This window comes from Vibrio sp. FE10, from assembly GCF_030297155.1.
In the GTDB taxonomy this organism is placed as follows: Bacteria; Pseudomonadota; Gammaproteobacteria; order Enterobacterales; family Vibrionaceae; genus Vibrio; species Vibrio apostichopi.
The window spans coordinates 1,972,185-1,984,884 of record NZ_AP028067.1 but is presented as its reverse complement, the minus strand read 5'-3'; the positions used below and the strand labels follow the sequence as shown (position 1 = coordinate 1,984,884).

Below are 12,700 nucleotides of genomic sequence, written 5' to 3'. Positions count from 1 at the left end.
ACGGCGCTTTTTTCTATCGGAGGCACAATGCTTTACCGTCTAGCCAGAACTGGCTTTTTCCAACTTGATGCCGAAAAGGCTCATGATCTTGCAATTCAAAATTTCAAACGCTTCACCGGCACACCTATTGATCTTTTGTATCGCCAACAATTACCTCACCGACCTGTAGAGTGCATGGGTCTTACTTTTAAAAACCCAGTTGGCCTTGCTGCCGGCCTAGACAAAAACGGCGAATGTATTGATGCATTTGGCGCAATGGGTTTTGGTTTTGTAGAAGTAGGGACTGTGACTCCTCGTCCACAAGCAGGTAATGACAAACCACGTTTGTTCCGTCTTGTTGAAGCCGAAGGTATTATCAACCGCATGGGTTTTAACAACCTAGGCGTAGATAACCTAATTGAGAATGTTAAGAAGTCGAACTATGACGGCATCTTAGGTATCAATATTGGTAAGAACAAAGACACGCCAATTGAAAAGGGCGCAGAAGATTACATTATCTGTATGGAGAAGGTATACCAATACGCAGGTTACATTGCGGTAAATATCTCTTCACCAAATACTCCAGGACTTCGTTCACTACAATATGGCGAAGCACTTGATGATCTGTTGTCTGAACTAAAAACCAAGCAATCTGAATTAGAAGCGAAGCATGGCAAATATGTCCCGCTTGCTCTTAAGATCGCTCCGGATCTAAGCGATGACGAAATCAGCCAGATTTGCGAATCATTGATCAAAAATAAGATCGACGGTGTGATCGCAACCAACACGACATTGGATCGCAGTATCGTTGAAGGCATGAAGCATTGCGACGAAGCGGGTGGCCTAAGCGGGCGTCCAGTTCAATCTCGCAGTACTGAAGTTGTTCGTAAACTTCACGAAGAGCTGGGTGACCAACTGCCGATCATCGGGGTAGGTGGCGTTGACTCTTACGTTGCTGCAAAAGAGAAAATGATGGCAGGCGCTAAGCTTGTACAAGTATACTCTGGTTTCATCTACAAAGGTCCAGGCCTTGTTCGTGACATCGTTAAAAACCTGTAGTTCGTAAAAGCTTGAGCTATGATCCGGCATCGTCTTGATAAAAGAGACACTGTAACTCACTGAGTTGTAGAGAAAAGCAATAAGAAAGAGGAATTCATTTCCTCTTTTTTTTTGTCTATCGCGCAGTAAAATTACTGTAATTGAAGGTAATTTTGCGTTTTACCTAATGGAATGGTTCAACAGTGTGAGACGAAATGATGCTTAAACCTAGCGATACATGGAGTTGGTATTACGATGAGCAGCAATGTTCATTGATGCTAAACCTCGGAGAGGATATGATTTTTAAAACGAATCTGGTCCGCAATAAGCTGGTGGATTGCGCTTTTAAAGATAATGAATTCACTGTTGATGATGCATCTTCCTACCAAACCTTCAAAGAACAAATTTCAGGCTTAGAACTGTCTGAGCCACGACAAGCAGAGCTTGCACTTTATTGTGTTGCTGCAAAGCGTTTCCATAAGCCTGTACAGCCTAAAAGCTGGTTCTTCGACTCACAAGGCGCTGGCCATGAATATCCTCAAGAAGGGGATATTGTACAAATGAATAACGAGCATAGTCTTGGTTACTTCATTGTATTAGAAGTAGGAGAGTGTGCGAGCTTATGTGCATTTGTAGACCTAGAAGAGTTCCTGCTAACGCCTTCAAAAGGGTTACGCTTTGGAGACTCGATTAAAGTCATGCACGATAGAATGACTGACGCAAATGCCATCCTTCATCAAACGCATATTGCGATGGTGGGTTAGCCTTTAATCTCTAACCTAGAGCATCACTTCACTCAAGTATCGCTACGAATAAACCTGTAATACCTTCCCCATAATCGGCTTAATAGCCGATTTTTTTGTGCCTAAAAAAGTCTATCTCAATAAATACGACGTAGTTCATTCATTTGAATGACGTTGTTCACCTATTTAATTTGTAAAAAACGTATCTTTTTTAACCTCAATTTCGACCGATTCTCACACTATCGATAACGGATTTCCTCTGTTTATTCCCTGTTTGGGGTCTTTTGTTGCTAAGTTTCAACTTAAATTTACCTCTGGTATATACCAAATTAAGGGTGAATATAAATGCACTTAATGATTTAAGCCTATCGATGAGTGTTATTTCTGTGAGATTGAGAGTTGTTGTGTTGTAAGGGGATGCGAGTAAGCGATCGCTTCATGACTGAGCATTTGCTAAGCAGTTAGTCGAAAGATTCAATGAAAAGACGAGTTTAGTGTGATGCTCTAGTAGCAAATTCAGGTATAATCGAGCTCATTTTTATCAATAAAAGAACACTATGAATCAATATCTAGCGGTTACCTCAAATGGCCTTGAGAATTTATTAGTTGAAGAACTAACCCAACTAGGGATTACAAACGCAAAACCTGTTCAAGCAGGTGTTAAATTCAAAGCCACCAATGAGCAAATTTATCGTTGTTGTTTGTGGAGCCGTTTGGCTTCTCGATTTGTACGTGTCCTTTCAGAATTCACTTGTATGGACGACATGGATCTTTACCTATCTACCACAGCGGTTAACTGGGTAAATCAATTCCATAGCACTAAGCGTTTCGTTGTTGATTTCAATGGTACGAACAACGAAATCCGTAATAGCCAATACGGTGCGATGAAAGTAAAAGATGCCGTTGTAGATTGCTTTGAGAAGAAGTCTTTACCACGTCCATCTATCAGCAAAGAAAATCCAGATATTCGTATTCACGTTCGTCTGCACCGCGACAAGGCGATTCTTGGTGTGGATATGGTAGGCAGTGGCCTTCATCAACGTGGCTACCGTCCAGAATCCGGTCGCGCACCATTGCGTGAAACTCTTGCTGCAGCGATTCTTCTTCGTAGTGGCTGGGATGCAACGAAACCTTTCCTAGATCCTATGTGTGGTTCAGGTACGTTAGTAATTGAAGCGGCGATGATGGCTGCAAATATGGCACCTGGTGTGAAACGTCAGAAATGGTGTTTTGAATCACTAGAAGATTTCGAACCAGAGCTTTGGGCTGAAGTGAAAGCAGAAGCGAACGTTCAAGGCCGTCGTGGCGTTAAGAAAGTAGAATGTAAGTTCTTCGGTTATGACAATGACGAGCGAATGATCAAAACGGCGCGTGACAATGCACGTCGTGCTGGCGTTGAAGAGTTGATTGAATTCGAAGTAGGTGATGCAGCAAAGCTTAAACGCCCTGCAGAGTTCAATGATGGTGTGATTGTGTCAAACCCTCCTTATGGTGAGCGTTTAGGTACAGAGCCTGGCTTGATTGCACTGTACACAGCATTTGGTGCCCAACTGAAAGCTGAGTTTGGCGGTTGCAACGCTTCTATCTTCTCAAGTTCTGATGAATTACTTAGCTGCTTGCGTATGCGTGCAGACAAACAATTCAAACTGAACAACGGTGCATTACCGTGTCACCAAAAGAACTACTCAATTTCAGACCGCCCTATGTCTGAGCGTCCAACTGGTGAGCAAGAACAGCTCATTGCTCCTGATTTCGCGAACCGTCTTAAAAAGAACATCGGCAAGATCGGTAAGTGGGCTAAGAAAGAGCAACTAGATTGCTACCGTATCTACGATGCTGACTTACCAGAATACAATGTAGCGATTGACGTATACCCGGGTCACCTTGTGATTCAAGAATACGCAGCACCTAAAGATGTGCCGGAAGACAAAGCTAAGCGTCGTTTAACCGATATCATCCGTGCTTCTATTCAAGTGACTGGCGTTGAAGCAAACAACGTCGTGCTTAAGGTTCGTCAGAAGCAGAAGGGTCGTTCTCAATACCAGAAGATGGCTCAAGACTCTTCTAACCTAGAAGTAAACGAATACGGCGTTAAGTTAATTGTTAACCTTCATGACTATCTAGATACAGGCTTGTTCTTAGATCATAAGATCACTCGTCGTCGTATTGGTGAGATGGCTGGTGGTAAAGACTTCTTGAACCTGTTTGCTTACACAGGCAGCGCTTCTGTTCATGCTGCAGTAGGTGGCGCTCGCTCTACAACGACTGTAGATATGTCAAACACGTACCTTGAGTGGGCAAAAGAGAACATGGATCTGAATGGCCGTGTTGGTCGTCAACACCAATTCGTTCAAGCTGACTGCTTACAATGGTTGGCGAAAGAGCAAGGATCTTACGATTTGATCTTTATTGATCCGCCGACGTTCTCAAACTCTAAGCGTATGGATCAATCTTTTGATGTTCAGCGTGATCACATCCAATTGATGGAAGACTTAAAGCGTCTTCTAAGAGAAGAAGGCACGATTGTGTTCTCTAACAACAAGCGTCATTTCAAGATGGATATGGAAGGTCTAGAAGAGCTGGGGCTTAAAGCTCAGAATATCTCGTCTAAGACATTGCCTCTGGATTTCTCTCGTAACAAGCACATTCATAACTGCTGGTTGATTACTCATAAGTAATTAAGAGATTGTATAAGGATATATAGTGCTGACTCTCTACAGTACAGAAGGGTGCCATCTATGTGAGATGGCATTCAAACTCACGGAACAGCTGAATATAAGTCATCAGATCAATGTGGTGGATATCGCATTGGATGATGAGCTCTTTTCCCGTTACGGGGTCACTATTCCGGTGCTCAAATTTGAAAGCTCTGACTTGTCTCAACACTCAGAGCTTAACTGGCCATTTGGCTTGTTAGAACTTAACGATTGGTTAAAGAAGAATGGCATTACTTACAATTCATAATGGGCAATTAGCGTTTGGCGATCACCCATTATTAGATGGTGCGGATTTCGCACTACAAGAAAACGAACGTGTGTGTTTGGTTGGCCGTAATGGTGCAGGCAAATCAACGTTGATGAAGATTTTGTCTGGCAACATCATCATGGATGACGGCAAGATGCAGATCACACAAGATGTGGTTGTATCTCGTCTAGAGCAAGATCCACCGCGTAATGAGCAAGGCTCTGTTTACGAATACGTATCTGGTGGTTTAGCTGAGATAGGTGAGTTGCTTAAGGAATACCACAACTTACTTGATGTTATTGCAGAAGATCCTAGCGAAAAGAATTTAAACCGTCTTACTCGCGTTCAAGAAAAATTGGATCATGCCAATGCTTGGCGTTTTGAAGATCGCGTAAGTAATGTTCTTGCTGCTCTTAAACTAACAGCCAATACCAAACTGACGGAACTGTCTGGTGGTTGGCAACGTAAAGCAGCACTTGCACGTGCGCTTGTATGCGACCCTGACGTATTACTGCTTGATGAGCCTACCAACCACTTGGACGTAGCTACGATCGAATGGTTAGAAGCTTTCTTAAAAGATTTCCGCGGTTCAATCATCTTTATCTCGCATGACCGTGCTTTCATCAAATCAATGGCAACACGCATTGTCGACCTTGACCGTGGCAAGCTAAGTTCTTTCCCTGGTGACTACGACAACTACTTGCTAGAGAAAGAAGAAGCATTACGTGTTGAAGAGATGCAAAACGCTGAATTTGACAAAAAGCTAGCGCAAGAAGAAGTTTGGATTCGTCAAGGCATCAAAGCGCGTCGTACGCGTAATGAAGGACGTGTTCGTGCTCTTAAAAAGCTTCGTGAAGAGCGTCAAGATCGTCGTGAAGTACAGGGTAAAGCAAACATCCAAATCGATACGTCTGCACGTTCAGGTAAAATCGTATTTGAAGCTGAGAACCTTAACTTTGCATTTGAAGGCAAAGAGATTGTTACAGACTTTAGCTTCAACATCATGCGCGGCGACCGTATCGCACTTATCGGGCCAAATGGCTGTGGTAAGAGTACGGTTCTTAAACTGCTTCTTGATCAACTTAAACCTGATTCCGGTCGTTTGCATTGTGGTACTAAGCTTGAAGTGGCTTACTTCGACCAATACCGAGAAATTCTAGACCCTGAGAAGTCGGTGATTGATAACCTGGCTGATGGTAAGCAAGAAGTGACAGTAGGCGGACGTGAGCGTCATGCACTAAGCTACTTACAAGATTTCTTGTTCTCTCCTAAACGTGCTCGTACGCCTGTTAAAGCGCTATCTGGTGGCGAGAAAAACCGCTTATTATTAGCTCGTATTTTCCTTAAATCGAATAACTTGTTGATTCTCGATGAGCCTACCAATGATTTAGATATCGAAACATTGGAACTTTTAGAAGATTTGCTTGCCAACTATGAGGGTACGTTGCTTCTCGTGAGCCACGATCGTCAGTTCGTAGATAACACGGTAATGACGAGTTGGATATTTGAAGGTAACGGTGTAGTTGAAGAGTTTGTTGGTGGTTACCACGATGCTCAGAAACAAAGAGCACAAGCGCTGGAGTATCGTCAGGCTGAAAAGCCAGCAAAGGCGGAGAAAGTTGTTGAGGAAACTCCCAAAACTGCGCCAGTTAAAGCTAAACCTAAGAAGTTATCGTATAAGCTACAACGAGAATTAGAAACGTTACCTTTGCGTTTGGAAGAATTGGAAACCGAGATTGAAACTCTGCAGCAAGAAGTTAATGATCCAGACTTCTTCTCAAAATCTGTAGAGCAGACACAACCAGTTTTAGATAAGCTATCTGCAGTGGAGCAGGAGCTTGAAGTTGCTTTTGAGCGCTGGGAAGAGCTCGAGGCACTACAACAGGAAAGTTAAGAAGTAATAATGACTTGTACTAAATTTAAACTAACAACAGTTGCAGCATTAGTTTTTGCTGCAACTAATGCGAATGCTGCGCTTTATAAGGTAGTTGAAGTAACGCCTTCTTTTGCCGATGAGCCTGAAATATCTGAAATATTTGGTGTTGCGATTCAGCCAGGTAAAGCTGTCAACGTTAACGCAGTATTGCCAGCGTTACCTGATGATGAGTTACTTCTAGGTTGCTTTGATTCTAATGCAACTAACTGTGCGGATAGTACGTTTAAGCTCGCAGGAGAGACACGTAACACCGTTGAAGCAGTTAGCTACCGGGAAGAAGTTCCTTTTGCTATGGATGCTTCATTCCGCTACATCGAAGACAACGATACCTTGGAAAATTACTGTAACCGCGAACTTAGGTATTCAACTTGCGAAAGTTGGGCAGATAAGCGCTGGGTTACATGGCGCCAAGAGAAGGAAGATCTTAGCTATCTAAATGCTCAAGCATTTGTCGAAGATCTAGTCGAATTTACTACGACCAATGCAGTCATTAATGCTTTGGATGAAAATGCTCAACCTTTAGGTGTCAAATCAGACGGTACAGATATACGGAATACCGCAATAGAAACCGCGGGTCAACCCGATGATAATGATTCAGAAACAAGAGCGTGGGGTAGCCTGACCTACAACTCAACTACTTATAACGTTGGTAGTATTTCAACAGATCAAACTAATGATGAAGGTGACGTTTTTAGTTCCAAAGCTGCTATATGGGATGGAACAACAACAACGGAGATTGATTGGATAAGAAGCGGAGATGTCAAGGAAGGAGAATATTTGGCACAAGGAAGTATGAGATCATTGACTATAGAAAATAACAAAATTTATGGTGTGGGTTTCAACACTGCAAATGGTAATGGCGATCTGCAAGATATGAATGCTAGTGTATTCATTGGAAGTGATTTGAACCTTACTTCCGCTAGCTGGGAGACTAAGGTTGTGTCTGGAGCTGAAGTTAAGTCAGGTTCTTCAAGTGATGATGCTAGATACAGTAACTCTGTGGCTACCGACATTAACGAGAACTTGTTTGCTGTTGGTTATTCTAAGCGTAATGGCTATGTGCCAGAGAGTGGTAGTGCAGGCAACAAGATGTTTGTTGTGACTGATGCTTCGGCATCAACCCCGACTGCGACATACTTATCTGGTGGTATCTTCTTTGGTGGTTCGAGTGGTGAAGCGAAAGCGGTGAACAACTTTAACGAGTTTGTTGGTCAAGTCGATGCAGAAACGACTCGTGAAGTTGACGGTAGCGAGCGTAGACACCGAGGCTTTATTTATCCTTATAATGTTGCTTCATCGAAAGATGAGCGTCGTGTAGATATCTTCAATGGCCAAGCTTGGTGGTTAGATGATCTAACGAATGATGGCAACGCTTCTGGAGAAAACAACAAGTTCCGAATTATTGATGCTTCCGATATCAATGATGCAGGTGTGATCTCAGCAACAGCTATCAAGTGTACCGTTGGTGGAACAACACAACCATACGATACAACGTCACATAACTCATATTGTGGCGGTGCAGCATCTAATGCAGTTGAAGAAGTTGTTGCTGTTAAGTTGATTCCTATCGCTGGTAAAAGTAAAGCCGATATCCAAACTCGTAGTGCTGATACAGAGAAAGTTGATCGTCAAGGCGGTAGCCTAGGTTGGTTAGGTTTGACTGTACTTGGTCTGTTAGGGTTCCGTAGAAAATTTAAATAATTTTATCTCTTGAGCCCGAGTTCACAATTCTGAACTCGGGCTTTGTTTCGCCTTGAGAAAAGTTCAAAAGTGGTCGATTCTTAAAGTTGGAGTCAACAAAACTCCACGAAGTTGTAATCATTGTATGTTAGTAAACGAACACCCGTATGAGGACTGCACTATGAAGAGACAAAAGCGTGATCGCCTAGAACGAGCACAATCTCAAGGTTACAAAGCTGGTTTAAATGGTAGGTCACAAGAAGCTTGCCCATATAGCCAAATGGATTCTAAATCATATTGGTTAGGTGGTTGGCGTGATGCCAAAGATGATAAGCATTCAGGTCTCTATAAGTAGATAGGGCGAACATATTCAAAGGTCAAGGCTCCATGTTGTTGCAACATGGAGCCTTGTTAGTTTCTGAGAGCGATAAAAGTTATTTAGCATATCTGGCTGGTGGACATATAACTGATCAGAGTTACTTAAGCTATATCTTACGCACTATAACTAAATACATTGAAATAAAAATAAAGCAACCATTGGCTGCTTTATTAAAAATCTAACTATTAAACTAGAATGCTGATGTATCTTGGAAAAGACCCACTTTCAAATCTTTAGCAACATAGATCTCTTTACCATCAACAAGAACGCGACCATCTGCAAGGCCCATTACTAGGCGACGGTTAACAACACGCTTCATGTGAATTTCGTAAGTTACTTTTTTAGCCGTAGGTAGGATTTGGCCAGTGAATTTAACTTCACCAACACCTAGAGCACGGCCTTTGCCTTTGCCGCCAACCCAACCAAGATAGAAGCCAACTAGCTGCCACATTGCGTCTAGGCCAAGACAGCCAGGCATTACTGGGTCACCAGGGAAGTGGCAATCGAAGAACCATAGGTCAGGAGTAATATCCAGCTCAGCAAGAATCAAACCTTTACCGAAATCACCTTCAGTTTCAGACATCTTAGTGATGCGATCCATCATTAACATGTTTGGTGCTGGTAGTTGAGGGCCTTCTGGCCATAGTTCGCCTTGGCTTGATGCTAGAAGCTCTTCGCGAGTGTAAGAATCACGTTTGTTTTGCATTATCAATTACTCCGATTTTTGATAGGTGCATATTAGTGAACAGGTGTACGCTAAACAAGTCCGATCAGTACTAGACAAACCAGTTTTTAATGCGTCCAACAATTCCAATTGGGTGTTCATGTCTTTCAAAGTTTTCAATACGTTCTGCGATTTTACTCAGAACGCTTTCTTGTTCTTCGTCCCTAAATGGTGCGTTCATAATGAGAGGAATCGCTTCATCTACATTAGAGACAGACCAAATATGGAATTCATTGTTTTTGATGCTTTCAATCAGGTCTGGCTTCAGAGCAAGATGTCTTAAGTTAGATCTTGGAAGGATCACACCTTGTTCGCCAGTTAACCCGTTGTGTTTACACACATGGTAGAAACCTTCGATTTTCTCGTTTAGCCCACCAACCGCTTGTACACGACCGAATTGGTCGACAGCACCGGTTACCGCTATTTGTTGATTGATAGGGTATTCCGACAAAGCACTTACCAAAGAGCACAGCTCAGCGAGAGAAGCACTATCGCCATCAACTTCGCAGTATGATTGCTCAAACACAACAGAAGCAGCATATGGCAACGGATCTTCAAGGTTTAGCGCACTGCTTACGAACGCTTGCATGATCATCATGCCTTTAGCGTGAAGGTTGCCACCAAGCTCTGCTTTTCTTTCTACATCGGTAATGTCGCCATCGCCAAAATGAATAACACAGGAGATACGAGCTGGTTCACCATAAGAAATAGGGTGTCCAGGAACGTCGATAACCGTCAGACCGTTAACTTGGCCGACTTGCTCACCCTCAGTTTCGATAATGACCTGGCCATCTCGAATATCATCGAGAGCACGTTCAGGAAGGTAAGACTCGCGGTTGTATTTGTGTTGTTGAGCTTGTTGAATATGGTGAATATCAATGTCAGCACCATTTGCTTCGATGAGCGCTTCATTCAACAGCGCGTTATGCCAAATCGGACATAGCGGTATGTAGCTTTGGTCTTCCGTTTCTCTTGCGCCTGCCGTTAGGATTCCAACCAAAGCTTCTTGAGTTATCGTTGGAAGGTTATACCGTCGTTGTAACCACTTAAGATAGCCAAGGTATTGCGTTAGGCTCTCATTGGAGAGCTTAATATCTTGTTCTATTTCACTGAATAGACAAAACCCTGTTTGAATATCGCCATCTAGATAATCCAGATCACCAAGTTGAGCGCGGTCTCCGACAACAATTAACTTAATGTTGTATGTCAGTGCTTCGATAGGTGCCTGATTTAGATGCTCAGGAAAACTGCTAATTGGCTCAACAGCTTCACCGAGAAGCGCTGATTTCAATAATAGCCAGCTTCCGGGATTTGCAAGGATCAGGTTTGCTGAAACAACCAGGTAACCGTTGTTTGCTCTAGAAAGTAGGCCCGGCTTTGTTGCTACAATTTCACCATCTTTAGACTGAACTTGGTCAAACAAAGCGGCTGCATTTAAAGATTCGGTTTTTATAACAGGCTGAGCGTCGTTGTTTAACTCTTTCGTTAAAGATTCAACGATGAGTTGACGATAGATCGAATTGTCAGGCGCATTAACAAGTAGAACTCGTGAAAGATTGGATAGGCATACAAAACGGGTTAGCGCATCTCTAAATCTATGTTGAATATCTGAGAATGTGAAAGGAGATATGTCAGGGAATTGCTCTAATTGAGCGCTATATTCATCGTACTGAGGCGTTACATGTCGCCAATCTACTTGAGTCATTTAAATGTCTGATTATGATAATAAGGTAGGGAGTATATAGAAAAAGCGAGGAGTCATATAGGTCTATGTTGTAGTTACTAAACACTAAGCTAATATAAGTATGATCTTGGTCTACTCTTTCAAGACAATAATTGTTAAGTAACCCAATATGGGTTACGCTGTCACTAGGTTAACTCTCGAGATTAGACATGAAATATCAGCAGCTTGAAAATTTAGAATGTGGTTGGAAATGGAACTACTTGGTAAAAAAATGGAAAGAAGGTGATTCGATCACCTGCCATATTGATTCAAGTGAAGCTGATGTTGCCGTGCAAGCTTTGTTGAAGCTAGAACACCAACCTACAGGGGTTCTTGAGTGGATCTCAAATAACATGTCTCCGGAGCTTGATAACAAGCTTAAACAAGCGATCAGAGCCAAACGTAAACGTCACTTCAACGCCGAACAAGTTCATACTAAAAAGAAGTCGATCGATCTAGATTATCGCGTTTGGGAGAAGCTATCTCAACGCGCAAACGAACTCGGCTGTACGTTATCTGACGCGATCGAGTATTTGGTTAGTGAAGCATCTCGAAGCGAGCAGGCCAGTAAAACAGTAACCAGTCTCAAAGAAGATTTGAGTAAACTTCTTTCTGACGACAAATAAGCAGCATTAGTGGTGGCATTATGATGTATGTAATCTTAATCGGAGCCGTATTGGTTTTTTGGCTCGTCGCAATTGATAGACCCGTATTGAGGATAAAGTTCAATGAAGGTGCGATTGAACAAGTAAAAGGGCATTTACCGCCTAGTTTCAAGCACAATCTTCAAGAAATCGGTCACAACAATGCATTTCAAGGAGAGCTTAAGGTTTACGCAAAGCGTTCTGGTTACAATTTGAAGTTCACCAAAGATATTCCTAAGAATGTTCAACAACGTATTCGAAATGTATTTCCTCACAATGGCTTCAAATCTAAAGGCTCCAAGAAGGCATAACTTTTGAAATCATGGTTTGCTTACTAATCTCTAGTACTAATTTAACCTCATACTTCTCCTAATAATTTGCATACTGTTTTCAACACCACATAGTTGAGAACAGTATGAAATATCTCGTATTTTTGTTGTGCTTTATGTCTCCAAACATACTCGCCGACGATGCATTAATTAACCCGGTAGCGAAGAAAATTAAATCTTCAATCCTCAAAGTGATGAAGAAAAGCTCGATCGAACTCGAAGGGTACTGCGACCTAATGATCGAAATGCGGCACTCAAAAGGCTATGCTCGAATTAAAAAGGTTAGGACTTCCGGTGATAGTCGAGTATGCAAACAAGCGCGAAAACACTTGCCTGATGATCGAAAGTTTAAATACAGCTTCCCTGAAAAGTACATTCGTTTACACATCGAAGGTTAGTCAACGATCTCGATCTTTCTAGGTGTATACTCAATGCACTATAACTAAACCTTTATAGATGTTTTGTACTATCTAGGTTCTTAGTACATCTTAAATATCTATTAATATTGACTTAATTATATATAGCTAGGATATAATACGATGAATAGCTAGGATTAGGTCA

At 42.2% G+C, this 12,700-nt stretch carries 12 protein-coding genes; 10 read left to right on the top strand and 2 right to left on the bottom strand.

Features of this window, described 5'->3' with window-relative positions; genetic code table 11:
- The first annotated feature begins 27 nt into the window (after window positions 1-27).
- From pyrD to rmf, 7 genes are all read left to right on the top strand, one after another.
- Window positions 28-1,038: a quinone-dependent dihydroorotate dehydrogenase gene (pyrD, locus tag QUF19_RS09105; protein ID WP_004733647.1), complete on the top strand. Its 1,011-nt coding sequence runs from the start codon at window positions 28-30 to the stop codon at window positions 1,036-1,038.
- A 194-nt stretch (window positions 1,039-1,232) separates the two neighbouring features.
- Complete coding sequence (locus QUF19_RS09100; protein WP_004733648.1) at window positions 1,233-1,781, top strand: cell division protein ZapC; 549 nt, start codon at window positions 1,233-1,235, stop codon at window positions 1,779-1,781.
- Between the two features lie 536 nt (window positions 1,782-2,317).
- On the top strand, window positions 2,318-4,438 hold the full coding sequence (rlmKL, locus tag QUF19_RS09095; RefSeq protein ID WP_286291538.1) for a bifunctional 23S rRNA (guanine(2069)-N(7))-methyltransferase RlmK/23S rRNA (guanine(2445)-N(2))-methyltransferase RlmL: 2,121 nt from the start codon (window positions 2,318-2,320) through the stop codon (window positions 4,436-4,438).
- Window positions 4,439-4,505: 67 nt separating this feature from the next.
- Window positions 4,506-4,724: a glutaredoxin family protein gene (locus QUF19_RS09090; protein ID WP_032500367.1), complete on the top strand. Its 219-nt coding sequence runs from the start codon at window positions 4,506-4,508 to the stop codon at window positions 4,722-4,724.
- Window positions 4,702-6,618 carry an ABC transporter ATP-binding protein gene (locus QUF19_RS09085; RefSeq protein WP_065104257.1) on the top strand — a complete coding sequence of 639 codons (1,917 nt, stop codon included), beginning with the start codon at window positions 4,702-4,704 and terminating at the stop codon, window positions 6,616-6,618. The genes QUF19_RS09090 and QUF19_RS09085 overlap by 23 nt, the downstream gene beginning before the upstream one ends.
- Window positions 6,619-6,627: 9 nt before the next feature.
- The gene (locus QUF19_RS09080; RefSeq protein ID WP_286291533.1) at window positions 6,628-8,361 is read left to right on the top strand and encodes a DUF3466 family protein; all 1,734 of its coding nucleotides are present in this window, start codon (window positions 6,628-6,630) and stop codon (window positions 8,359-8,361) included.
- A 160-nt stretch (window positions 8,362-8,521) separates the two neighbouring features.
- Complete coding sequence (gene rmf / locus QUF19_RS09075; protein WP_017074275.1) at window positions 8,522-8,695, top strand: ribosome modulation factor; 174 nt, start codon at window positions 8,522-8,524, stop codon at window positions 8,693-8,695.
- 214 nt (window positions 8,696-8,909) lie between these two features.
- On the opposite strand, the gene fabA is transcribed toward rmf, so the two are convergent.
- Both fabA and QUF19_RS09065 read right to left on the bottom strand, forming a co-directional pair.
- Window positions 8,910-9,425: a bifunctional 3-hydroxydecanoyl-ACP dehydratase/trans-2-decenoyl-ACP isomerase gene (gene fabA / locus QUF19_RS09070; protein ID WP_029223508.1), complete on the bottom strand. Its 516-nt coding sequence runs from the start codon at window positions 9,423-9,425 to the stop codon at window positions 8,910-8,912.
- 70 nt (window positions 9,426-9,495) lie between these two features.
- Window positions 9,496-11,148 (bottom strand): Lon protease family protein, encoded by a 1,653-nt coding sequence (locus tag QUF19_RS09065; RefSeq protein WP_286291489.1) that lies wholly within the window; start codon window positions 11,146-11,148, stop codon window positions 9,496-9,498.
- A 188-nt stretch (window positions 11,149-11,336) separates the two neighbouring features.
- Here QUF19_RS09065 and matP point away from each other — a divergent pair, with 188 nt between their 5' ends.
- The 3 genes from matP to QUF19_RS09050 all read left to right on the top strand — a co-directional run bounded on the left by matP (window position 11,337) and on the right by QUF19_RS09050 (window position 12,537).
- Window positions 11,337-11,792 (top strand): macrodomain Ter protein MatP, encoded by a 456-nt coding sequence (gene matP / locus QUF19_RS09060; RefSeq protein ID WP_017106977.1) that lies wholly within the window; start codon window positions 11,337-11,339, stop codon window positions 11,790-11,792.
- A 20-nt stretch (window positions 11,793-11,812) separates the two neighbouring features.
- Window positions 11,813-12,121 (top strand): DUF3634 family protein, encoded by a 309-nt coding sequence (locus QUF19_RS09055; protein WP_102437523.1) that lies wholly within the window; start codon window positions 11,813-11,815, stop codon window positions 12,119-12,121.
- A gap of 104 nt (window positions 12,122-12,225) precedes the next feature.
- Window positions 12,226-12,537 (top strand): hypothetical protein, encoded by a 312-nt coding sequence (locus tag QUF19_RS09050; protein WP_286291458.1) that lies wholly within the window; start codon window positions 12,226-12,228, stop codon window positions 12,535-12,537.
- The last annotated feature ends 163 nt before the right edge of the window (window positions 12,538-12,700 follow it).